Annotated in this window: 17 protein-coding genes and 1 pseudogene; 8 read left to right on the forward strand and 10 right to left on the reverse strand. The window is 71.4% G+C overall.

Annotated features, from left to right (window positions below; all coding sequences use genetic code 11):
• Positions 1–117 precede the first annotated feature (117 nt).
• Positions 118–486 (reverse strand): annotated as a pseudogene (locus MTF69_RS43705) (Dyp-type peroxidase domain-containing protein); the annotation flags it as partial.
• Here MTF69_RS43705 and MTF69_RS09910 point away from each other — a divergent pair.
• Complete coding sequence (locus MTF69_RS09910; protein WP_243332700.1) at positions 485–856, forward strand: hypothetical protein; 372 nt, start codon at positions 485–487, stop codon at positions 854–856. The pseudogene MTF69_RS43705 and the gene MTF69_RS09910 sit on opposite strands and share 2 nt — an antisense overlap.
• A 793-nt stretch (positions 857–1,649) precedes the next feature.
• Here MTF69_RS09910 and MTF69_RS09915 read toward each other — a convergent pair.
• Complete coding sequence (locus tag MTF69_RS09915; protein ID WP_243332702.1) at positions 1,650–2,072, reverse strand: MarR family winged helix-turn-helix transcriptional regulator; 423 nt, start codon at positions 2,070–2,072, stop codon at positions 1,650–1,652.
• A 164-nt stretch (positions 2,073–2,236) separates the two neighbouring features.
• On the opposite strand from MTF69_RS09915, the gene eno reads away from it, so the two are divergent.
• Positions 2,237–3,547: a phosphopyruvate hydratase gene (gene eno / locus MTF69_RS09920; protein WP_243332705.1), complete on the forward strand. Its 1,311-nt coding sequence runs from the start codon at positions 2,237–2,239 to the stop codon at positions 3,545–3,547.
• Between the two features lie 274 nt (positions 3,548–3,821).
• On the opposite strand, the gene lanKC is transcribed toward eno, so the two are convergent.
• The 4 genes from lanKC to MTF69_RS09940 all read right to left on the reverse strand — a co-directional run bounded on the left by lanKC (position 3,822) and on the right by MTF69_RS09940 (position 8,857).
• A complete protein-coding gene (lanKC, locus tag MTF69_RS09925; RefSeq protein ID WP_243332707.1) occupies positions 3,822–6,434 on the reverse strand; it encodes a class III lanthionine synthetase LanKC in 2,613 nt (870 codons plus the stop codon).
• A gap of 221 nt (positions 6,435–6,655) precedes the next feature.
• Positions 6,656–6,964 carry a DUF664 domain-containing protein gene (locus MTF69_RS09930; protein WP_374322594.1) on the reverse strand — a complete coding sequence of 103 codons (309 nt, stop codon included), beginning with the start codon at positions 6,962–6,964 and terminating at the stop codon, positions 6,656–6,658.
• 61 nt (positions 6,965–7,025) lie between these two features.
• The gene (locus MTF69_RS09935) at positions 7,026–7,631 is read right to left on the reverse strand and encodes a hypothetical protein (RefSeq protein WP_243332710.1); all 606 of its coding nucleotides are present in this window, start codon (positions 7,629–7,631) and stop codon (positions 7,026–7,028) included.
• A gap of 1,052 nt (positions 7,632–8,683) precedes the next feature.
• Positions 8,684–8,857, reverse strand: a complete 174-nt coding sequence (locus tag MTF69_RS09940) for a DUF6228 family protein (RefSeq protein ID WP_243332712.1) — start codon at positions 8,855–8,857, stop codon at positions 8,684–8,686.
• A 358-nt stretch (positions 8,858–9,215) separates the two neighbouring features.
• Here MTF69_RS09940 and MTF69_RS09945 point away from each other — a divergent pair, with 358 nt between their 5' ends.
• On the forward strand, positions 9,216–12,422 hold the full coding sequence (locus tag MTF69_RS09945) for a Tat pathway signal protein (protein ID WP_243332715.1): 3,207 nt from the start codon (positions 9,216–9,218) through the stop codon (positions 12,420–12,422).
• A gap of 304 nt (positions 12,423–12,726) precedes the next feature.
• Here the strand turns inward: MTF69_RS09945 and MTF69_RS09950 are convergent, their stop codons facing one another.
• From MTF69_RS09950 to MTF69_RS09960, 3 genes are all read right to left on the reverse strand, one after another.
• Positions 12,727–13,305 carry a suppressor of fused domain protein gene (locus MTF69_RS09950; protein WP_243332717.1) on the reverse strand — a complete coding sequence of 193 codons (579 nt, stop codon included), beginning with the start codon at positions 13,303–13,305 and terminating at the stop codon, positions 12,727–12,729.
• Positions 13,306–13,483: 178 nt separating this feature from the next.
• Positions 13,484–13,795: a hypothetical protein gene (locus MTF69_RS09955; protein WP_243332719.1), complete on the reverse strand. Its 312-nt coding sequence runs from the start codon at positions 13,793–13,795 to the stop codon at positions 13,484–13,486.
• 48 nt (positions 13,796–13,843) lie between these two features.
• On the reverse strand, positions 13,844–14,050 hold the full coding sequence (locus MTF69_RS09960; RefSeq protein WP_243332720.1) for a hypothetical protein: 207 nt from the start codon (positions 14,048–14,050) through the stop codon (positions 13,844–13,846).
• A gap of 358 nt (positions 14,051–14,408) precedes the next feature.
• On the opposite strand from MTF69_RS09960, the gene MTF69_RS09965 reads away from it, so the two are divergent.
• Positions 14,409–15,410: a glycosyl hydrolase gene (locus MTF69_RS09965; protein WP_374322600.1), complete on the forward strand. Its 1,002-nt coding sequence runs from the start codon at positions 14,409–14,411 to the stop codon at positions 15,408–15,410.
• A 70-nt stretch (positions 15,411–15,480) separates the two neighbouring features.
• Here MTF69_RS09965 and MTF69_RS09970 read toward each other — a convergent pair whose 3' ends face one another.
• Complete coding sequence (locus MTF69_RS09970) at positions 15,481–18,141, reverse strand: AMP-binding protein (protein ID WP_243332722.1); 2,661 nt, start codon at positions 18,139–18,141, stop codon at positions 15,481–15,483.
• A 214-nt stretch (positions 18,142–18,355) separates the two neighbouring features.
• On the opposite strand from MTF69_RS09970, the gene MTF69_RS09975 reads away from it, so the two are divergent.
• From MTF69_RS09975 to MTF69_RS09990, 4 genes are all read left to right on the forward strand, one after another.
• Complete coding sequence (locus MTF69_RS09975) at positions 18,356–19,381, forward strand: iron ABC transporter substrate-binding protein (protein ID WP_243332724.1); 1,026 nt, start codon at positions 18,356–18,358, stop codon at positions 19,379–19,381.
• Positions 19,382–19,387: 6 nt separating this feature from the next.
• Positions 19,388–20,983 (forward strand): iron ABC transporter permease, encoded by a 1,596-nt coding sequence (locus MTF69_RS09980; RefSeq protein WP_243332725.1) that lies wholly within the window; start codon positions 19,388–19,390, stop codon positions 20,981–20,983.
• Entirely contained in the window at positions 20,980–22,056 is a 1,077-nt protein-coding gene (locus tag MTF69_RS09985) for an ABC transporter ATP-binding protein (RefSeq protein WP_243332728.1), read from the forward strand. The genes MTF69_RS09980 and MTF69_RS09985 overlap by 4 nt, the downstream gene beginning before the upstream one ends.
• A gap of 225 nt (positions 22,057–22,281) precedes the next feature.
• Entirely contained in the window at positions 22,282–22,632 is a 351-nt protein-coding gene (locus MTF69_RS09990; protein WP_243332731.1) for a YciI family protein, read from the forward strand.

Genomic DNA, 22,632 nt, shown 5'->3' on the forward strand with positions numbered 1-22,632 from the left:
GTGGCCCATGAGGTTGCGGTGTGCTCCGCCGGGCGAGGCGCCCTCGGGTGCGCTGGTGAAGCCGGACATGGTCCACCGGATCTTCGCTTCCCCCTGGGCCAGGCGCTGGAGTGTGCGCAGGGCGTGGACGGTGACGAGCGGGTCGTCGGCGCCGATCTGTACGAACAGGTCTCCGCCGCTGCGGGCGGGGTCGAGCTGGTCGTCCGGGAAGGCCGGCAGGGGAGCGAGGGCCTCGGGGCGCGCGGAGGCCATGCCCATGCGGTCGAAGAAGGCTGAGCCGAGCCCGAAGGTGAAGGTGAGCGCTGCGGGGCCGACACCTTGGGCCGCCCCGGGTGTCGACGGCGCGGGAGCCGGGTGGAGAGAGTTCCTCCCCGACGGGCTCGCCGCGGGTGAGCCGTTCGGCGGCGGTGCTCCACCGCAGCAGCAGGGCGGCGGCCCGGCCGCGGTCGGTGCGCGTACCGAAGTCGAAGGCGGCCAGGCGGACATGGGCCTGGCGGGGGTGGAGGATTCCCGCCTGGTGCCGGCCGTGGAACGGGATGGTGTGCGCGGGGGTGGTCGGGGCTTCGTCCCCGCGGAGGGAGGAGAGGGCCGCCGTCCCGGCGCCGAGGACGCCGAGTCCGCCCGCGCTGAGCAGGACCCGCCGGCGCAGCGGCCGGCGGCTTCCCGTACCCGCGTCAGTGTTTCCACCGTCGACCACCGGATCGACGACACCGACCCACAGCTGGTTCAGCTCGGAGACGTAGCGTCCGCCCTTGGTGTCCTGGGGGACGACCAGGCGCGGTCCGGAGGCGCCCTCGAAGGGGGTTCCGTCCTCGGAAACGGCCAGCAGGACCTGGGACTCAGGACGCCCTGGTAGGTGTGCTTCTGCGGGCCCTTGGCGCTGGTGAACTCGACCGACACCGAGGTCTGCGGCAGGGCGCGGAGTTCGGTCAGGGTGACCGTGTACGGCTTGTCGATCTGCCCGGCCACACGGACCTCGCCCGGCTTCAGCGGAGGCAGGGAGCTCGCGGCGGAGGGCGGCGCGGAAGCGGACGGGGAAGCGGAAGTCGTCGCGGACGATGCGGCCTTGGTGCCGGCGGACTCTGCGCAGCCGGTCAGGAGAAGCCCCCCCGACGGCGAGCGAGGCTCCCCAGACCCGGGTGCGGAGGCTGATGTGGTGAGGCATGGGCGTGTCCCTTCCGGCGCCTGGGCGACTGCCTCGCGGGTGCGAGGTTGGCCGGCAATGCCCTCGGTCTCACGGCATGACGGAGCCCCTGCTCACCGAACACCGCGATCGGCAAGCAGGGGCTTCCTTCACCACGCCCGCTGTGGCAGCGAGAGCCGCAGGCGGCCAAGGGGCGGGTGTCCGCAGCCAGTGAATCAACTGTCGACCGGGCAGGGCGACTGGTCCTGGATACGGAAGCCGGCCATCCTGGCCGGTGTGGATGCAGTAAATCATCCAAGAGGTGAATGTGTCATAAGTAGCAGCATGTGCAAGCTGGGTAGCCAAGAAACCTTGGTAGGTGCCGATCCTGGAGATGGGGATGGTGCTGACTCGGGAGTGTCATGCGGTGAAGTGCGGGCACGGCGCGGCCTGCGGTCCAGCGTCCAAGCCGGGGCTCGGGGTGCGCTCGGGCGTCGTGGCGGTCTGGGTCTTGGCGGGCGCCGCACTATCGGGTGGCGAGGCGTTCCAGCAGGGTGGCGCTGCGTGCCAGTACCGCCCGCTCCTCATCCGTGAGTTCGGCTTCGATGGCCTGCGCCAGCCAGCCGGCCCTGCGGCCGCGCTCCGCTTCGAGTGCCGCCCGGCCCGCGTCCGACAGTTCGACCAGCGACTTGCGGCCGTCCGTGGGGTGCGCGCGGCGGGTGATCAGGTGCTGCTCCATGAGGAGCCCCACCGCCCGGGCCATCGACTGGGGGCGTACGCGCTGGTCGGCCGCGAGGTCGCTGGTGGTCATGGCGCCGTCGCGGTCGAGCGCGCCGAGCACGGCGACCTGGCCCAGCGGGATACGGTCCTCGTGCTTCACGCGCCGGGTGAGTTTGCCCATCGCGGTGCGCAGTTCAGCGGCGATGGCGGCGGCTTCCGAAGTCGGCATAAGGCACCTTACCGCGCAGGTCAGCGCTCTTGTGCAGCTGACCAGCGCAGCAATGCTGTTCAGCCAAACTGAACAGCATTGCTGTAGGGTTTGGTCTTGTCGGGCTCAGCGCCAGCGCTGTCGCAGCCGGGGCCACGACACGCGAAAACGGGGAGGAACCGCTCATGCCCACACAGACAGCCGGAAACGTCGACGCCACCATCGAGACCGTCACCGCCCGCCGGATCATCGACAGTCGGGGCAACCCCACGGTCGAGGTCGACGTCGTCCTCGCGGACGGGTCCCTGGGTCGCGCGGCCGTCCCCTCGGGTGCCTCCACCGGTGCCCGGGAGGCCGTGGAGCTGCGCGACGGGGACTCGGCGCGCTGGCACGGCAAGGGCGTTGACCAAGCGGTGGCCCACGTCAACGGGGAGATCGCGGTGTCCGTGCGCGGCCGGGACGCGGCGGCGGACCAGGCCGGCCTCGACGCCGCCCTGGTCGCCCTCGACGGAACCGCCACGAAGTCGCGGCTCGGCGCCAACGCGATCCTCGGCGTCTCCCTCGCCGCCGCCAAGGCCGCCGCGGCGGCCCACCGCCAGCCCTTGTACCGCTACCTCGGCGGCGCCGACGCACACCTCCTGCCGCTGCCGATGATGAACATCGTCAACGGCGGAGCCCACGCCGACAACCCGCTGGACTTCCAGGAGTTCATGATCGCGCCCGTGGGCGCGGACACCTTCGCCGAGGCCGTCCGGATGGGCAGCGAGGTCTTCCACACCCTGCGCCGCGACCTCCTGGCCGCCGGCCACTCCACCGGCGTCGGTGACGAGGGCGGCTTCGCGCCAGCGCTGCGTACCGCCGAGGAGGCGCTCGACTTCGTGATGGCCGCCATCGAGCGCACGGGATACCGCCCCGGCACCGACATCGGCCTGATCATGGACCCGGCGTCCTCCGAGTTCTTCCGCGACGGGGTCTACGACTACGCGGGGGAGGGCGTGCGCCGCACCCCCTCGGAGAACGTCGACTACCTGGTCAAGCTCATCGACTCCTACCCGATCCTCTCCATCGAGGACCCGATGGCGGAGAACGACTGGGACGGCTGGCGCGAGCTGACCGCCCGCGTCGGCGACCGCTGCCAGCTCACCGGCGACGACCTGTTCTGCACCAGCGAGACGCTGCTGCGCGAGGGCATCCGTACAGGCGCCGGCAACTCGATCCTGATCAAGGTCAACCAGATCGGCACCCTGACCGAGGCACTGGCCGCCGTGGCCATGGCCCACCAGGCGGGCTGGACGGCAGTCATGTCGCACCGCTCGGGCGAGACGGAGGACACCACCATCGCGGACCTGGCGGTGGCGACCGGCTGCGGCCAGATCAAGACCGGCTCACTCTCCCGCTCCGACCGCACGGCCAAGTACAACCAGCTGATCCGGATCGAAGAGGAGCTGGGCGCCTCGGCCCGGTACGCGGGGCGCACCGCACTTCGTCGGGCCTGATCGGCGGGCAGGGGAACGCGCCAGGCCGGGACCGGTGGCAAAACCACCGGTCCCGGACCTTTCCGGGTGCCGGCTGGTTACATCGGGTCGGGGAAGATGTCGCTAATGCTCCAGGCGACGCTGAAGCAGGGGAAGTATTCGGCCTCCGGCTCGGTGTCCAGTGCCTGGAGCGCGAGGATCTGGCTCATGGATGCTCTCCACTTTCTTGTCGGGGTCGTGTGGGTTGGTCACTGCATACCTCGGCACGGAGTTGCTGGCCGCCGTGCCCAGGCGGTCATGGGACGCCCGCCCGGCGCCGTCCGTCGGACGCCGGGATCAGGGGACGCGCGTGGTGGGGCTCCGTCAGGAGCGGCCCGGCCAGCAGGCGCTGGAGGACCAGCAGGACACCGGCCCCGCCACTGGACAGGTCGGCGGTGAACCGCTGCGAACCCGCTCCGAGGAAACGGACACCGCGCCGGTACGGGACGGCGTACTTCAGCAAGCCGGTTGCGGCGCGCACCGCGTCCCTGCGGGCGGCGTCCGTGCCGGTGAGCTCGGCGTGCTCGGTCAGGAACCAGGTCAGTCCGGCCAGCCCCCGGTACAGGCCCGCCTCCTTCGTGGCGCAGGAGACCCGGATGCCGGCGACCAGCCTCGGCAGCGCAGCGGCGCAGCGTTCGTCCGGAACGGTGGCCACGTAGCGGGTGAGTGCTGCCGCGACACCGGCCGCGCCCGTGGCCAGGTACGGCATGGCACGGGTGAGCCGCGCGGTGTCGGAGACGGACAAGGCCCCGTCGTCCAGCGGAAAGGTCCGGTCCAGCTCCTGGTGGAGCAGCAGGCGGCCCGCCTCCAGGTAGCGGGCCTCGTCGGTGGCGCGGGCCAGGCGGTGGAGGAAGAGGGCGACCCCCGAGCGGCCGTGCAGCAGGCCGCGGGCGTCGTGCTCGCCGAGGGTGGCCGGCAGGTCGGGGGTGCGCAGCAGACCCTCCCCTGCCGCGGCGGCCCGCTCCAGGTGACTGCTCTCCCCGGTCAGCCGGTGCAGGGCCAGCCAGCCCAGGCCGACCCCGGCCCGCCCGCCGGCCAGCGTGCCGCAGGAAGCGGTGAGCGGGTGGTCGTCGGCGTCCCGGAGCAGGTCGACGGCCTCGTCCTGCAGGCCGAGGCCGGCCAGTACCCGGGCGATGCCGGCCGAGCCGACGAGCAGGCCGGGGGGCAGCGCGTCGCGCTGCGCCAGCGTCTCGCGGCGCAGCCGTTCGCGGATCTCCTCCGGCACCGCCGCCCCGGCGCGGTGCAGGGCGTGCACCACCCCGGCCGTGCCGTAGGCCAGGCACACGTTGTTGGTACGGAACGCCTCGGGCGAAGGCGGGAAGACCCACTCCGGACGGTCGGCGTCAGCCATCTCCAGCAGCCCAGCGGCCACCTCCCCGGCCAGCCGGGTGAGGCAGCCGCGCGGGTCGGCGTCCAACTCGGCGGGCGAGGGCAGGCGGTCGGGATCGGCCTGGCCCTCCGTGACGTGGAAGGCGATGGCCCGCTGCCACAGGTCCTGCGGCGGAGCCGCGTCCGCCAGGTCATGGCGCAGCAGTGCGAGGTTGGCGGGTGCGTGTTCGGCGATCTCGTTGAAGGGCGCCAGGAAGGCGAACGCCACTGCGGCCATGCCGTACCGGTCCTGTAACAGCGGATCGGTGTCGGCCCGCAGCACGCCGGGCGGCGGCGTGAATCCCGGGGTGCCCATCCCGGAGGGCGCCGCGGACAGCGCCGAGGCCGCCTCGAAGTCCACCAGCCGAACCCCGCCCGAAGGCGTGACCATGACATTGCCCAGGCTGAGGTCACCGAACCGGTAGCCGGCGGCGTGCAGCCGCTCGAGCGAGGCGTCCAGCGCGGCCAGCAGGCGCCGGCACGCCTCGTAGTACGCGGCGACGGACTCGGTCGTGCGGTCGGCGCGGGCCAGCGGCGAGGACCGGCTCAGCCAGCCCACCAGCGACTGCCCGGCGACGTACTCGGTGACGAGGAAGTCGTGCTCCCACTCCGTGAAGTGCTCCAGCGGCTCCGGGCCCACCCCGGGGGCGGCCGCGTGCAGCTCGCGGAGCACGCGGTGCTCGTGCCCCAGCCGCTGCTGCGCGTCGGTCCCGTCGAAGACCAGGCCGTTGTGGGCGCGGGCCTCCTTGACGAAGACGGTGCGGCCGGTCCGCCGGTCCCGGGCCTGGTAAGTGCCGCCGGCGTTGCTCAGGCGCACCGCGCGGGTCACCTCGTAGTCGCGGATCAGGATCGGGCCCGTGTGCGGCTGTTCCTCCTGCTCGACGAAGGGGTCCGCGATCCCTGCGGGCAGGTGGAAGGCGGGCAGCCGCAGGTCCACGACCTCGCGGCCGGAGCCGTCCAGGACCAGCCCCTCCCGGGTGCCGTCGGCCCGCAGCCGGCTACGGGTCGCACCGAAGGAGCCGTAGCGGTAGTGGACCGTCTGCGAGTCGCGAAAGCGGCGGTCGGTGAGGACGTACGGCCCCACCTCCCCGTCGAGCGCGTCGCGCAGGCGGTCCAGCAGCCGGCGGGCGGTCGCCGTGTCCGGCGGGTACACGGCGCAGAACTTGCCCGCCTGGGCCCGCCCGGCGTGCTTGTGATGGAGGAACAGGAAGAAGAGCCGGGCGCTCAGGTGCTTGAACGGCACGCCTTCGGAGAAGCAGATCCCGGCGACCGTGTCGAGCACGTGCTGCGCCCGGTCCAGCCGCGCCGACACGTGGATCTTCCAGCCCTGTTCGGCGAGCCCGGTCCGCGCACTGCCCCAGGCCGTCCAGATGCCTTGGGCCGTGCCGCACCGTCCCGGCGGCACCTCGCTGGGAGCGAAGCGCGGTCCGGGGTCGGCCACGCTGGGCAGCGGCAGGTAATACTCCCGGTCCGCGAGCGCTTCGCCTAAGCCTTCGAGCACGGAATCTCCTCGCAGGGTGGTGACGGGCGGTCACGGAGGCCCTGCCAGACGCTGGGACAGGCAGCTACGGAAACGACTCTTCGGCGGAACGCGGCCGGGAGCAAGGGGGCATGTCGAAGTGTCACCGTCGGCGGTCGAGCCGCGGTGGTGTCCCGGGCTAGGCGCTGCCCGGCAGATCATGCGACGGTCGGATTGCCGGCATGGTCGGCATCGATTCGAACCTAGGCGCCGGTCGTGCCGTCGAGCAGCTCCCGCAGGATGTCCAGGTGGCCGTTGTGGCGGGCCGTCTCCTCGGTGAGGTGGAGGAGGATCCAGCGCAGGTCGACGTGGAGGCCGCCCCGGACGGCTCGTTCCGCCCGCTGGTCCAGGGCTGCCGCGGCGACCAGCTCGCGGTAGCGGGCGCTTTGTTCGGCGTACTCGTCGAGGAGCTGCGCGAGCGGGAAGTCGACGGCGATGCGCATCTCGCGGTCGGGGTCTTCCTCGGTCCAGGGGCGCGCACTTGGCGTGGGCGGTGTCACGTGTCGAGGCATTTTCCGACGAGTCCGCACCGCTCCGCTCCTCCTGGCTCGGTCTTCTTCCTTGCCGCGCCCGTCAGGGCTTCAGGCCCGCCCGCTTGAGGGCGATCTCGGACAGGTCGGCGATGACTTGCCGGTCGCCGCGGCGCCAGGCGTCGGCGAGGCCGCCTGCGGGGGTGGGGATCGTGGAGAGGGCGCGCGGCGGTTCGGTGAGGGCGCGCAGGGCGAGCAGGTCGGCGCCTCCGGGTGCGTCGAGGAGGTCCCGGATGGTGGCGCTGCGACGGATCCAGCGCACGCGCAGGGGAAGCCACAGCAGCAGGATGAAGGCCACGGGAAGGATGATCAGCGCGAGCGCGGCCAGGGTGGCCACCTGGCTGACGACGTCCTGCAGTGACTGCCCCGCGTCGGCGAGTCCGATGCCGGCGTCGGCCGCGGACCGGAACGGTTTCCTCAGGAGGTCGCCGACGAGTGGCACGCCGGAGGCAGTGTCGCCGGCTTCGGTGAGGGCGCTGGCGAGGCTTTCGCCGGAGCTCTCGACCTTACGTCCGGGTTCGGCCAGCTGCATGATCGCGCCGTGGACGGTCAGGGCGAACTTCACCGTGGCGGCGATCAGCAGTACGGCGATCAGGTCCGCAAGGATCTGCCGGTTCCGCCGTGCCGGGGTCTGGGCGTAGAGACGCATGGGCTGCTCCTGCTCCTGTTCCGGTGCTGGTGGCACGGGTCGGCCGTCACTCGACCGTATGCCGGACTCGCCCGCCAGGTGGTGTCCGTCGCTATGCGGCCGCGACACGTTGCCGGGTTGGCGCAGTGCCGATGCCGCGACGCCACCGGCGGACCCGTGCGTCCCGGCTCGTCCGGACGCCGTTTCCCTCTCGCGGCGGCCGCGGCAGGACACGGTGGTATGCCGGCGAGGGAAGGGGCGTGCGTTACTGCGCCACCCACAACCAGCAGTGGAGCGACAGCGGAAAGGACGACAGCGCGCTCAAGCCGATACGCGGATGGAAGCCACAGGCGGAGTGGGGCCGGATCTGCCGTTACCGGGACTGCCAGGAACCTCCCCACTCACGCGGCCTGCGCCCCACGCACTACGGCAGAGGGATCTCCCAGTTCGCTCGTGACGCCATCCTCGCCCTCCCAAATGGCGTGTGCCTCTGCGGCACATCCGACCCGGGGGAGCGAGGATGGCATCTCGACGTGCTTGAAGAGTGGTCCCACCCGACGCCTTGCATTCCACGGCACGGTCGATTCGCCAGAGGTCACAGCAACCTATGCCCTCACCAGCGACGCGACTCAGCCATCATCCTGAGTGGACCACCGCTTCCTGAGCCCGCTGCGAGTGCAGCGGATGCTGCCCTGGATCCCGGATCTCCAGCCGCCGAGCCCACGCCGCATCCGCGGGGCGGCACTGGTACGAGTCTGTGATCGGGTGACCTGATCCCTGGACCTGACGACCGGTAGGTCACCGAACGTGGTCTCCGGGGGCGTACTTCTTCCAGGTTCTCCCGCTTGAGCGGCGACTGCCTCGGTGCGGACGGCGTGGTAGCCGAGCATCCCGGCGACAACCGAGGGCGGGGCCTGAAGGACGAGCTGTTGCAGGGTCGCGATCCGGCCGTGAAGAGTGGGGATGCCCGCGACGGCGAGCCGCCTCCGGAACCGACTCCTACCGCCTCGCGACCACCCGCGCCCGCGCCGAACAGCTAAGGAACTCCTCAGGACGGGCCGACTGCCGACAACCTACTCTTCGCGCAGGAATTCCCGCAGGTCAGCGGCTACGGCCGTCATCCCCTCACCGGCCTCGATCACGGTCGTCACGGTGCAGTTCCAGTCGCCGGGGAAGAAGCCGGAGCGCAGGGTCCAGCCCAGATACACATGACCGCCCGAGCCGAACGTCGCCGTGAGCACGCCCATGCGGTGTGGGATGCGGCGCCGACGCTCGTCCAGGGTGTATGCGAGGTCCGCAGCAATTGCGTTGTCGAAAGGGCCGATGTCCCAGGCTCCCGAGTGATCTCCTCGCGTCGAAGTCCGGGGATCCTCGGTTCTCCTGTACCCGGCCGCGGCCCGGTCGGCCTTCGGTGTTCCGCCTGGTCAACAGGGGTCGGCCGTGACAGGCCTGTCCGAGGCTGACCGTACAGTTTGACGCCCATGTGGACGTCCACATCGGGGAAATCGCTTCGGGGGGAACGAAATGCTCAATTCCGCGCGTTCGCGCGCAGGGTCCAGATCCGCGAGACGGCTGCTGGTACCCGCTCTGCTGGCGGCGCTGTTGGTGCCCGCCATCCCGGCCGGGAACGCGTTCGCCGCGACGCCGTCGGCCACCGCGCCCACGAGCGCCGCGCCCACGAGCGCGGCACCCGCACACGCGCCCGCGGCGCAGGCTGAACCGGTGCAGCGCCCGGCGAGCCCGGTCCGCGCGGGCAAGGCCGCAGAGCAGGCGCCGGTACCGGCAGGTTCGGCCGCCGAACCCTGTGCGCCGCTCGCGCTCGCGCCGCTCGGCGATCCGGGCGGCGCGGTCGGCAGTGCCACGATCGCGCCCCAGGGCACGGGCTGCTTCGAGGTCGTCGTGACGAAGCCGGGCATGCACCGGCTCCTCGTCTCCGATCAGTACGCCTCCGCTTCGCTGAGTTCCGGTGGGAGCAATGTCGTTTGCGGGGACCCGTGGGACGGCTCGTGGTGCGAGCTCGCGGCCGGGACGTACACGCTCTCGGTCTACAACAGCCACTGGGAGCCCATCACGAACCGGGTCTCCCTCGTCCCGCTGATGGCAGCCCCCGGATGCCCGGCCGTGGTCGGCACCAGCTACGACTCCGCCCCGGCCACGGGGATCGCCGCGGACCGCCTGGGCATTGTCTGCCACGCGTTCACCGCCGCTCCCGGCGAGCGGATCACCGCCGGCTTCCAGCTTGCCGAGTACGGAGACTTCGGGCACTGGATCACCGACGACACCGGCAAGCGCATCTGCGACAGCGCCGACTGCGTCCTGCCCGCAGGGGTGGGAGGCTACCGCGTCCTCGCCGAGGTCCAGCGCCCCAGCGCAGGCTTCCCCGCCGCGTACACCCTGAAAGTCCGGCGTCTGTCGAACCCGGCGGGCTGTGCTCCCGTCGCCATGACCGCGTACGGCTCCGCGCCGGCGCAGGCCGCCCCGCAGACCGGGTGCAGGACGTTCACCCCGGCCGTGACCGGCCGCTACAACGCCCACGGCATCGACGCGCAGGGCGGGGTCTCCGGCATCGCGGTGTACGCGGCGGACGGCTCCACCGTCTGCGCGGACGGGCGGGACTGCTCGCTCGCCGCCGGCGTCCCGTACACGCTGCTCACGGACGTCGCCGTGCGGATCCTGTCCCGCACCGCCACGGCGGGCTGTGAGAACGGGGTCGCGCTCGCGCGCGACCACAAGGGCACGTCCGCCGTCCCCGGTGAGGTCGACTGCCTGAACCTGCCGGTACCCCAAGGCGCCCACGTCGCCGTCCTGTCCGACGGTGCCGCGTCCATCACCGTCGTCGACGCCAAGGGGGACGCCTTCTGTGAGGACAAGCTGACGGACGGCACCTGCGTCCTGGGCGGCACCGCTCCGTACCGCGCCCTCGTCTCTAAGATCGACCCGTCCGACGAGGATGACGCCTACCGTCTCGTCGTGCACCGCACGGACGCGCCGAGTGCCTGCCGCACCTTCCTGCCCGGCGACTTCACGGGGAAGCCGGTCCGGATGAGCGTGAAGACCAGCACGGAGGTCTTCGCCGACTGCCTGTCCATTGCGGCCGGCAACCACTCCGCCCGCGAACTCTTCCAGATCCAGCGGGTCTCGGGCGACTCGAACGCCTTGGTCAGCGTCCTCGACGAGAAGGGCAAGCCCGTCTGCACCATCAGCGTGGTCTACGGCTCCTTCTCCTCGTGCGCCCTGACGGCCAAGGCAGCGCACACCGTCCTCGTCCGGAGCCGGAACCTGCCGGCCGAGTTCGCCCTGACCCGCCTCGACGTCACCGCCACCGCGCGCGGCTGCGTCCCGACCGCGGCCGCAGCGGTGGGCGGCCCGTCCACCGGAGGCGTACCGGCCACACCCGGCACGTTCCTGTGCCACCAGGTGACCACGGCCGACGCTGCGGACACCCTGCACCTGAACGCCCGTGACGCGCAGGGCACCGCCCGGCTCCTGGCGTACGAGGCGAACGGCGAAGTCGTCTGCGACTACTACGCCGCGGGCTGCGCCGTCACCGGCTCCACCCGCTACCAGGTCCTCGTCCAGGTCCCGGAGGGCAAGACCGCCGCACCCGCCTACCGGCTGGACGCACTGCGCATCGGCACGGCGGCCGGGCCCGCACCCGAATGCGTCGAGATCCCGAACGTCAGCTACGGGTTCGGGCCGCTGACCGCCACCCTGAGCGAAAAGAAGACGGCGATCTGCGCCGTGCTCCCGACGGCGACGAGCGACAGGTTCGACCTGAAGTTCACGCCCGCCGGAACCTTCGAGCAGTCGCCGACACCTTGGATGTACGACCGGTCAGATCTGAAGAACGGCTGCTGGGCTCACGCCTGTTCTCTCCCGAACGGCTCCCCGAAGGGCTCCCGGCCGAGCACACTCGTGATCGGCCTGCCGGAGAAGCCCGCACAGGCCTCCACCGCGGTACGTGTCTACGCGACGTGCGCCGCATTCCTCTGCGGTCCCGACGAGCGGACCGTCGCTACGGTGGGTCCGTCCACGGTCGGCCGGGGCAAGGTCACCATGACCGTCACGGGCAGCGCACTGCGCGAGGACACCGTGGTCGAGGTGCACAACGGCAGCTTCGGGGTCCGCTCGACGAGCCCCTCCGTCGCTCCCGACCGGCGTCGCATGACGGTCGCCCTGGACCTCACGAACGCCCCGCTCGGCCCGCTGTCCGTGAACGTGTTCGCGCACGGCGTGGCGTACGGCATGGCATCGGTCACCGTTGTCGCTCCGATCCGTTCCACTGCCGCGCCCACCGTCACCGGCACCGCGGTCGTCGGTGGCACGGTCAAGGCGACGATCGGCTCCTGGTTGCCGGTCGCCGACGCCCACACCTACAGGTGGTACGCCGACGGCAAGTCGATCTCGGGCGCCACGGCCTCGTCGTACACCCTGCCCTCCGCGCTCCAGGGCAAGCAGCTCACCGTGGTCGTCACCGCCCGCAAGGCCGGGCACCCGGCGGTGAAGGCCACCAGCGCCGCCGTGCTCGTCAAGGGAGCCGCACCCAAGGCGACGAAAGCCCCATCCATCACGGGAACGGCCAAGGTCGGGAGCGTGCTGACCGCGAACCGCGGGACGTGGACTCCCACACCGACCTCGTACACCTACAAGTGGTACGCGGACGGCAAGCTGATCACCGGTGCGACCCGGACCACCTTCACCCTGACCAGTGCCCAGCGCGGGAAGCGCATCACCGTGAAGGTGACGGCCTACCGGACCGGTCACCTGTCCGGCACCGCGACGAGCGGTGCGAGGGGGCCGGTCGCCGGCTGACCCGCCCGCTCGACGCGACAGCCCCCGTGGCGGCCACACGGCCGGCCCGGGGGCTTTTGCGTACGGTGCTTCGCGCGGTGACCCCCCCCCAGAGGGGGGAGGGGGCATCGCCGAGGGGAGCCCCAAAAGGGGCCATGGGATGATCTTGAACCCCTGAGAGCCCCGTCAGCCCGGCGACGGGCGGAGGGGTCGCGCTGCGCGACGTGCCGGGCGACCGCGTCGACGCCGGGACGGGCGTACCGCTCCAGGGAGCGGACGGAGGCGTGCCGGGAGCGGGCCGTCCGCGAATGGTTCGGCCAACGCCTCACACGACCGATGCCCGGAAAGGATCAGTGGGAATGATCTCCGCCTCGTCGAAGAGCTGCTCCAACGCCTCATGACCCTGATGCCTGCGGAACTCGATTTCGGCAGCCGTCACGGGCAAGGTCCACAGGATGCGGGCGTGCCCCCCGGGCAGCGGGCAGTTTTCAAGGTCAGGTCCGTGGAGATACGGCAGGCTGATCAGCAGGTGGTCGCACTTCGAGCCCGGCACCCATGGTTCGCCGATCGGCATGCTGTGCTCCAGGTCGAGCTGATGCCCACCGCAGTGGTAGTACGTGATCATGGCCATGAGGTCGATGAACTGCTGGTCGCGGACGTGGGCGGTCATGACGAACTCAAGCGCATGACCGTCCTTCTCCATCGCGGCCCAGCACCCGGCGGTCACATAGGCCCAGCTATCGCTGCGCGGACCGGGGCCGACAACGAGAACCCGCAGGTCGGGCAGGACCTCGCGCCGTTCCGGCCCCAGGTCGCAGACAACGACCTCAACGGAATGCCCCTCGAAGAAAGCACGGACATGTGACTCAACGGCCTCCACGGCCAGCAGCCTCGCATCACTCACCGCGCGATCATGCCAGACCCCAATCAACCGGCCCGACTTCTCACCCAGCGTCGTGGTCCGTAGGCCTCAGCCGCGGATACGCGACACCGCCTCAACATGCGGGCCTACCAGTCCCAAGGTCGTAGACACCCGGTCAGACCTGTTAACCCCAGTAGCTCCGACTGGGGACTCCCTCAGCTCATCCGTAGTCGTAGCCCACCTCTGCCAAGTCCCGGTAGTTCGGGTACTGGTCTCGCAACGCCGCCATGTGATCCACCAGCTCGTCGGTGTACTCGAAGAACTCGCCGCAGCATCTCCGTGATGCTGGTCGCGGCGCCGGGGAGGGCTGTTCCCAGGTGAACTTCCGGGTGCTGACGTCCAGGGCTGCGATCTTCTGCGCGCTGCCGTCGGTGTTCTTGCTCGACCAGAACAGGCGGGTGCCGGAGGACGGCACGAACAGGTCGCCCTGAAGGTAGCGGGTCTCGGGGTCCGTGAGGATTGCTCCTGCCACCCCTTCTGCTCGGCCGGGTCCACGGCCCACACGAAGGGACGGCGGCGCTCACCCAGCCCTGCTTCGGTCGGGGGAGGGCGACGCCGCCGACCCGGTGACGTACACCTGGCCGTCGAGCATGCCCGCCACTGCCATCCCGACCGTGGACTTGTACGGCAGCGGAAGGGTCCAGGCGGTGGCGCCGGCGTCTAGGCCGATGGCGCGCAGCGCCCGGACGAGCTCACCCGCCCCCGTGCGCATCGTGGCGTACGCCATGCCACCGCCGACGGCCGCGATGCGTCCCTCGTCGGCCCACGGGCGGAGCCCACGGACGCCTGGCAGCGGCAGAGCACCGGCGCCGGAGCGAAGGGCCCGCGCTCCTACGGCTGGGCCTGGATACAGACCGGAGCAAACTGCACCGAGGCGCCCCCTGCTCCGCGAGTGGGACGGACAGTCAGCCGGACCGGACCGGGCCGGGTCCCGGTGCGTAGGTGAGGTTCACCTGGTCGGGTCTAGCGGGGGCGGGTGGGTGCCGCGAATGGCCCAGCATCGGGACACCGGACAGGCCGCGCATCGGATGAGATGCCTAACGTCGCTTCCAGACACATCGGTGCGCGCAGCTTGTGGAGGTGTCATGTCCCGTCGAGGCAGCTTGCTGGCGGGTGTGTGCGCGACTACGGTCGCCGTCGGCCTGCTCCTGACCGGGGGCGCCCCGGGCGCCCTGACGCCGCCGCGGCAGGACTCCGGCACGAACGCCGGGAGCGAGGTCGCGGTGGGGGCCTACCTGCACTACGGATCGCCCGGCGTCGAGCGGATGCAGGAACTCTCGCGCTGGCTCGGGGGTACCGAGCTGCGCGCCGGGCACACCTATCTGCCGGGCGACACCTGGGCGAACATCGAGGGGGCACCCGATTCCCTGCGCACTTGGGCGCGGTGGCGCAACGCGAGAGCCGACCGGCTGTTCGTCCTGAACGTGCCCATGCAGGAGCGCAACGAGGCCGGCTTCCCCGACGCCCGGGTCGCCGAGCTGATCCGCACCGGTGCGCGGGGCACTCACGACCACCACTTCCGGCGGCTGGCCGAGCGCCTGGTCGACCTCGACGTGCCGGACACGGTGATCGTGCTCGGCTGGGAGATGAACGGCTTCGACTACACCCACCGGTGCCGGCCCGACCCCGAGAACTGGAAGACGTACTGGCGGCGCATCGTGACCGCCATGCGCTCCGTGAAGGGGCAGGATTTCCGTTTCGACTTCGCCCCCAACCGCGGCGGTGACGCGATCGCGTGGACCCGGTGCTACCCGGGTGATGACGTGGTCGATGTCGTCGGGATGGACTCGTACGACCAGGAACCCGGCCGGACCTTCGACGAGCAGGTCGCCCAGCCCTATGGACTGCAGCAGCAGGTCGATTTCGCCAGGGCCCACGGCAAGGCCACCTCGTACCCCGAGTGGGGGCTGTTCCGGCACGGAGACAACCCCGAGTACGTGCGGCGCATGTTGGAATGGATCGAGGAACACAGGCCGCTCTACCACAGCATCACGGACTTCTGCCCGCACGGAGTGTGGCAGTGCGGGCAGAATCCGCGCTCCTCGCGGGTGTTCCGGGACTTCCTTTCCGGTGGCCACCCCGGGTAGGACATCCCGCGGCAGATGGTCGAACCTGCGGGACGGGCAAGCCCGGGCCGTGGCGGCGCTTCCAGGCGACTCAGGTTGCCTTCCTGCGTGCCGGCAGTCCTCTCATGAGGCGGGCGGCGCCGGCCGCGTAGACGATGCCGAAGAGGAGCGAGGCGAGGAAGGCCAAGTGCCGGGAGACCCCGTCGATGAGCGGGAAGATCTGCCAGTGGGTCAGGTAGATGTACAGGGAGCTGGTCGCGAGGAGGCCGGCGAGTTGGTTGAGGCGTTCGCGGCTGGGCAGGCTGGGCACCCAGACCAGCAGCGCGAATCCGGCGAGGATGATCGCCTCGCGTCCCGGGTCGCCGGGGAAGAAGCCCGGCACGGTGGCCAGGGCGGCGGCGGTGACCAGCAGGCGCTGCCGCACGGTGGTGGCCTTCGCCGCCGCCCAGCCGAGCGTGAACAGCCAGAAGACCGTGATGGCGTCGGGGATCTGCTCGCGGTCCGGCAGGCCGACGAGGTCGTAGCGGGTCAGCAGTCCCAGACCGGCGAGTGCCAGGGGCAGGGCGTACGGGAACCGGCGCTCCGCCCGGTCCACCACGGGCAGGCCCAGGAGGCCGACGGCGGCGATCAGGATGTAGACGAGGGCCTCGATGAACCAGAAGTGCATGCCGGTCTTGAGGCCGTCGGGGCCCATGACGCTGTCGAGCAGGAAGAGATTGGCCAGCGTGTAGTCGTCGTTGAGGAGCAGGATCACGCCGATCCAGGCCATGCTCGGCAGCGCGACGCGGGCGAGGCTGGTCCAGCCCCGGCGTATGCGTACGCGCCGTTCGGCCGTGGTGAGGTGGAAGCGGGCGAAGTTGTATCCGGCGACCGCGAGGAGGATGTGCGCTCCGCCCTTGATGCCGAACACCTGGATGTGCGAGCCGACGATGCAGAAGATCGCCAGGGCGCGGAGCGCGACGCTCGTCTCCAGGGTGCGCCTGCGGGAGGTTTCCGTGCGCGCGGGCGGCCTGAGGTCCCGGATCGGTGTCGTGTGCCAGCCGGCCGGCAGGTGACCGAGCCGCTCTTCGAGCTGGATCGACATCTCCACGTACGAGAGCGAGTCGCCGCCCAGGCTGACGAAGGAGCAGTCGTCGGTCACGTCCGAGCGGTCGAGGACCCGCGCGTAGAGCAGGCAGAGGCTTTCGGGGGCTCCGTCCGGTGTGGCCGTGAGGCCGGTGCCGGTGCCGGGGCCAGTGCCTGTGCCGGGCGCCTGACGGGTCAGTTCGCGCACCGCCTGGTAGTCGGGCTTGCCCGTGGCGAGGCGGGGGAGGTCGGTCAGGATCCGGACGTGGACGGCGCGGGCCGGCAGGCCGCAGTCGTCGGCCACGCGCCTGGCGATCCGGCGGGCATCCCGGTCGTGGCCGCCGACGGCCGCGATGCGCAGTGCCTCGTCGTCGCCGGTGCACAGGGCGGTGACGCCGTGCCGGGCGAGCATCGCCTCCACCTGCGTGGGGTCGATGCGCAGGCCGAGGATCTTCACGAACCGGCTGCTCCGGCCGACGATCTCGTAGAGCCCGTCGGGCGAGCGGCGCGCGATGTCGCCGGTGCGGAGCTCGTGCACGGTACGGCCCAGCGCGAGGTCGTCGGGGGAAACGGCGTAGCCGAGCATGACGTTGGGGCCCGAGTAGACCAGTTCGCCGGTGTTCTCGTCGGAGCCGTCGGCGCCGTCGGAGCCGTCGGCGCCGTCGGAGCAGCCGGAGCGGCCGGAGCAGTCCGAGCAGTCGGAGCAGTCAGGGCCGTCCGGGTTGTCGGCGCCGTCGGGCAGCGGCTGAAGGCGGAAGGAGCCGCCGGGGATCGGGATTCCCGCCGCCTCGGGGTGGGTTTCCGCGAGGTGCGGCGGCAAGTAGGCCATGCGGGCCGTGGCCTCGGTCTGGCCGTACATCACGAAGAGCTGCCAGCCGGCGGCGCGGCCGAGTGCGGCGTACCGCCGGACCCGGTCGGGTGCCAGGCGGCCGCCGGCCTGGGTGACGTAGCGCAGGTGGGGCAGTTCCATGGAGGCGAAGCCGACCCGGTCGAGCAGGTCGAAGGTGTACGGAACCCCGGCGAGGGACGTCCCCCGGGCGGCCTTGAACAGCTCCCAGAAGCAGGTGTCGGCGACCGACAGGTCGGTCAGGATCAGTCCGGCGCCGCGCAGGAGGTGGCTGTGCACGACGGACAGGCCGTAGCAGTAGTGCAGGGGCAGGGTGGTCGCGGCGCGGTCGGTGTCCCGGATGTCCAGGTACTGCGCGATGGACTCCGCGTTGGTCTGGAGGTTCGCGTGCGACAGCCGGACGAGCTTCGGCGATCCGGTCGAGCCCGAGGTGCTGAGCAGCAGGGCGAGGTCGGGGTGCAGCTCGTGCGCCGAGACCTCGCGCCGCTCGTCGAGCAGCATGTCCCCGCCCGCGGGGCGGGCCACGACGTCCGGGTCGTACGCGTCGATCAGGGACTGGACGGCTTCGGGGTGGTCGCCCGGCACCAGGAGGACGGGGTGCCCGGCCGCGAGGGCGGCGAGGTGGACGACGAGGGCATCGACGGTGTTGGAACCGACCAGCAGGATCAGACGCCGTTCCCCGCCGAGGCGGTGGGCCGCCCTGTCCACGCGCGCGGCCAACTCGGCATAGCTGACCGGGCCGTCGGCCGTGATGACGGCGGTCCGGTCGCCGTGCGCGGCGAGGCCGAGGGCGAACGGGACCGACGCGGTGCCTGGGAGTAGGTCGGAAAGGACTGTCACGGGCGCATCTTAGGAAAGCCTTACCTCGCCCGATAGTCACAGGAAAGTCACAGATGATTCATGGAAGATCCATAGGAAAATAAACGGTAGGGTCGGCTCCGCCGATGAGTGGTCACGGTCGAATTGTTGTGTGCGTCACTCTTGACCTTTAGGTTAGCTTTACCTTACTTATGGGGTGCTACCGGTTTCCCCTGCCCTTGTAGGAAGGCTTTCCATGCGACGCCCCTTGGTCCGACGCTTGACCGCGCTCTTCGCGGCGGCACTTCTCCTCCCCGCCGTCGCGGCCTGCGGCGTAGACGAGGACGACGCGGGGCTCGTGATCTACTCGGGCCGCAACGAGAAGCTGGTCAAGCCGCTCCTCGACGAGCTGGAGAAGGCCGTCGGAACCACGGTCGCCGTCCGCTACGGCGAGAGCGCCGAACTCGCCGCGCAGATCCAGGAAGAGGAAGAGGGCGGCAAGACCAAGGCCGGGCTGTTCTTCTCCCAGGATGCGGGCGCCCTCGGGGCCCTGTCCACCAAGGGCCTGCTGGAGAAGCTTCCGCAGACCTCCCTCGACAAGGTGGACCCCGGCTTCCGCGGCGGTTCCGGCGACTGGGTGGGCACGTCCGGCCGGGTCCGCGTCCTCGCCTACAACCCCGGACAGGTGTCCAAGGTCCCCGACACCGTCCACGATCTCGTCAAGCCGGAGTGGAAGGGGAAGGTCGGCTACGTTCCGACCAACGCCTCCTTCCAGGCGTTCGTCACCGGCATGCGCGTCCTGGAGGGCGACGACGCCACCCGCACCTGGCTGAAGGGCCTGAAGGCCAACGAGCCGAAGGTGTACGACAACAACCTCAAGGTGCTGGAGGCGGTCGGCAAGGGCGAGGTCTCGCTCGGACTGGTCAACCACTACTACTGGTACGAGCAGGTCGCCGAGAAGGGCGAGAGCAAGGTCAAGGCGAAGATCCACTTCCTTCCCGCCGGTGACCCGGGCGGCCTCGTCAACACCGCCGGCGTCGGCATCGTCAAGGGAACCGACCAGGCTCCGGTCGCCCAGAAGGCCGTCGACTTCCTGCTCTCGGAGAAGGCGCAGAAGTACTTCGCCGAGGACACCAAGGAGTACCCGCTCGCCTCCGGCGTGACCAGCACGGTCAAGGGCCTTCCGCCGCTGGCCTCCCTGGACGCCCCGAAGATCGACCTCGGGAAGCTGGAATCGCTTCAGGAGACCCTGAAGATGCTCCAGGAAGCCGGGATGGTCTGACCCCTCATGCACTCCACGGATCCCGTCACGCCGACGGATCCCGTCACTGCCCACCGCCCGGACGGCGCCACCGCGCCGACCGGGCGGTGGCGTGCCGGACACCGGCCACCCGCCGTCCTGCTCGTCCCCGCGGCCGTCGCCGCGGTGTTCGCCCTGCTGCCGCTCGGCTACCTAGCGGTCCGCTCCCTGGAGCGCGGCCCGGCCTTCGCCTGGGACGTCATCGCCGACGAGCGCACCGCCCACCTCCTCGGCCGCAGCCTCGGACTGGCCGCCGTGGTCGTCTCGGCCTGCCTCGTCCTGGGCGTCTCCCTGGCGTGGCTGACCGTACGGACCGACCTGCCCGGAGCCCGTGCCTGGTCGGTGCTGGTGACCCTGCCGCTGGCCGTACCGAGCTACGTCGCCGCCTTCGCCTGGCTGTCCGCCTTCCCGGGCCTGGCCGGCTTCACCGGGTCGGCCCTCGCCCTGACCCTGGTGAGCTTCCCGTACGTCTACCTGCCCGTCACCGCCGCACTGCGCGGCACCGACCCGGCGCAGGAGGAGGTCGCCCGCTCCCTGGGCCACGGACCGCTGAAGACCTTCCTGCGGGTGACCCTGCCGCAGCTGCGGCCCGCGGCCGCCGGCGGGGCGGTACTCGTCGCGCTGTACGTCTTCTCCGACTTCGGCGCCGTATCGCTGATGCGGTACGACACCTTCACCCGCGGCATCTACACCTCCTACCGGGCCAGCTTCGACCGCACCCCGGCCGCCGCCCTCAGCATCGTCCTCGTGGTGATGACGATCGCCCTGGTCGCCGCCGAAGCACGGACCCGCGGCCGGGCCGGCCACGCCCGAACGGGCGGCGGAACCGCGCGCCCCGCCGTTCCCGCGGTGCTGGGCCGCTGGCGGCTGCCCGCGCTGGCCTGGTGCTCGGCGGTCACCGGCGTCGCCGTCCTCACCCCGCTGGCCACCCTCGGCTACTGGCTGGCCGTCGGGAATTCCGCGACCTGGGACCCGGCAACCCTCTTCGACACGGCCGCCACCACCCTCGGGGTCGCCGCCGCGGGAGCCGCCCTCACCACCCTGCTCGCCCTGCCGGTCGGCGTCATCGCGGCCCGCCACCGCGGCCGGACGGCCCGGCTGCTGGAGCAGTCGGCGTACGCCGGACACGCGCTCCCCGGCATCACCGTCGCGCTGTCCCTGGTCTTCTTCGCGGTCCGCTACGCCGAGCCGATCTACCAGGAACTCCCGCTGCTGGTCTGCGCGTACGCCGTGCTCTTCCTGCCCGTCGCCGTCGCCGGGACCCGCGCCGCCGTGCTCCAGTCCCCGCCCGTCCTGGAGGACGTCGCACGGTCCCTCGGCCGCTCCCCGCTGCGCGTGCTGCGCGAGGTGACCGTGCCGCTGGCCGCACCCGGCGTCGCCGCCGGAGCCGCGCTCACCTTCGTCGTGTGCATGAAGGAACTCCCCGCCACCCTCCTGCTGCGCCCCACGGGAATGGACACCCTGGCCACCCGCCTGTGGACGGAAACCGGCACCGGATCCTTCGCCGCCGCCGCGCCCTACGCCGCGGCGCTGATCCTGCTGGCCGCCATCCCGTCCTACCTCCTCGGAAGGCACCGCACATGACCGACCTGCAGATCGCCGGACTGGCCAAGGCGTACGGCCCCGGTGCGGCGCCGGTCCTCGACGGCCTCGACCTCGCCGTCCCCGGAGGCGCGCTGACCGCCGTCCTCGGCCCCTCCGGCTGCGGCAAGACCACGCTGCTGCGCATCATCGCGGGCTTCCTGCGCGCCGACGCGGGCACCGTCACCCTCGACGGACGTACCCTGACCGGCCCCGGAGTCCACCTTCCGCCCGAACGCCGCCGCATCGGCATCGTGCCCCAAGAGGGCGCGCTCTTCCCGCACTTGAGCGTGGCCCGCAATGTCGCCTTCGGCCTGACCGGCCTCGACCGGGCCGCCCGGATGCGGCGTACGCAGGAGATGCTCGAACTCGTCGGTCTGGCCGGCTACGGCGAGCGCATGCCGCACGAGCTGTCCGGCGGCCAGCAGCAGCGCATCGCGCTGGCCCGGGCCCTGGCACCGCAGCCCGCCCTGGTCCTCCTGGACGAGCCGTTCAACGCCCTCGACGCCGCGCTGCGCACCGGCGTACGGGCCGACGTGCGCGCAGCGCTTCACGCCACCGGCGCCACCGCGCTGCTGGTCACCCACGACCAGCAGGAAGCCCTCTCCACGGCCGACCTCGTCGCCGTCGTCCGGGACGGCCGCGTCGCCCAGTGCGCCACTCCGCACGAGGTGTACAGCCGTCCTGCCGACCCCTGGGTCGCCGCCTTCGTCGGTGACGCGGTGCTCGTCTCCGCCACCGCGGACCGGGACGCCGCGGCCACCGCGCTCGGCCGTATCCCCCTGACGGACCCGCCCGGCCGGCTCCGCGAGGGCGTCGTGCTGCTGCGCCCGGAGCAGCTCCGGCTGACCGACCCGGATGCGGCCCGGGCCGGCGGTACGGTGACCGACGTCCGCTTCTACGGCCACGACGCCATGGTCACCGTCGCCGTCGACGGCATCGACGAGCCGGTCGACGTCCGGGTCCCCAGCCCGACCGCGGCCCGGCCCGGGGAGCGCACGGGCATCGAGGTGACGGGGGAGGCGACCCTGCACCCCGCACAGGACGGCGAGCTGAATCGTGGCCCATCCCGCTGACGTCCGTCCGTCCGTCCGACTTTTCTTGAACAAAGTGCAAGGCGACTGCCGAGCGGCGGCACGGCCGCTGAGTGCGTCTCGGAGAAAATCCTCGGAGCGGTGTCGATCCGACCGCGCCCCGTTCGTCGTCATGTCGTACGGCGATTCGCCGCACGGAGAACGACAGGAAACGACAGGACCTGACAGGGACCGAGAGGCCCGACAGGACCTGAGAGGAGCCGGACCATGAAGTACATGCTGCTGATCAACGCTGGTGCGATCGGTGAGGACGGCGGGGCCGCCGAGTGCACGGTCGAGGACTGGATGGTCTACGACAAGGAGGTCAGGGAGGCCGGAATCTGGGTGTCCGGAGAGTCGCTCGCGGACCTGGTCACCGCCACGACGGTACGGGTCGGCCAGGACGGCAGGCGGGCCGTCACCGACGGGCCCTTCGCGGAGAGCCGCGAGGTCCTCGGCGGCTTCTACGTCATCGACGTACCGGACCTGGACGTCGCGCTCGACTGGGCCGCCCGCTGTCCCGGCGCGCGCGGCAGCGGGTCGGTCGTGGTCCGCCCGATCGCCGAGTTCGGGGTCTGA

This window comes from Streptomyces sp. AP-93 (assembly GCF_022808175.1).
GTDB lineage: Bacteria > Actinomycetota > Actinomycetes > Streptomycetales > Streptomycetaceae > Streptomyces.

Excerpts from the sequence above, each read along its gene's own strand:
- MTF69_RS09910 (WP_243332700.1), top strand. The coding sequence starts at position 485 with ATGGGCCTGGCGGGGGTGGAGGATTCCCGCCTGGTGCCGGCCGTGGAA.
- MTF69_RS09915 (WP_243332702.1), bottom strand. The coding sequence starts at position 2,072 with ATGCCGACTTCGGAAGCCGCCGCCATCGCCGCTGAACTGCGCACCGCG.
- eno (WP_243332705.1), top strand. The coding sequence starts at position 2,237 with ATGCCCACACAGACAGCCGGAAACGTCGACGCCACCATCGAGACCGTC.
- MTF69_RS09930 (WP_374322594.1), bottom strand. The coding sequence starts at position 6,964 with ATGCCTCGACACGTGACACCGCCCACGCCAAGTGCGCGCCCCTGGACC.
- MTF69_RS09935 (WP_243332710.1), bottom strand. The coding sequence starts at position 7,631 with ATGCGTCTCTACGCCCAGACCCCGGCACGGCGGAACCGGCAGATCCTT.
- MTF69_RS09940 (WP_243332712.1), bottom strand. The coding sequence starts at position 8,857 with ATGGGCGTGCTCACGGCGACGTTCGGCTCGGGCGGTCATGTGTATCTG.
- MTF69_RS09960 (WP_243332720.1), bottom strand. The coding sequence starts at position 14,050 with ATGGCGTACGCCACGATGCGCACGGGGGCGGGTGAGCTCGTCCGGGCG.
- MTF69_RS09965 (WP_374322600.1), top strand. The coding sequence starts at position 14,409 with ATGTCCCGTCGAGGCAGCTTGCTGGCGGGTGTGTGCGCGACTACGGTC.
- MTF69_RS09975 (WP_243332724.1), top strand. The coding sequence starts at position 18,356 with ATGCGACGCCCCTTGGTCCGACGCTTGACCGCGCTCTTCGCGGCGGCA.
- MTF69_RS09980 (WP_243332725.1), top strand. The coding sequence starts at position 19,388 with ATGCACTCCACGGATCCCGTCACGCCGACGGATCCCGTCACTGCCCAC.
- MTF69_RS09985 (WP_243332728.1), top strand. The coding sequence starts at position 20,980 with ATGACCGACCTGCAGATCGCCGGACTGGCCAAGGCGTACGGCCCCGGT.
- MTF69_RS09990 (WP_243332731.1), top strand. The coding sequence starts at position 22,282 with ATGAAGTACATGCTGCTGATCAACGCTGGTGCGATCGGTGAGGACGGC.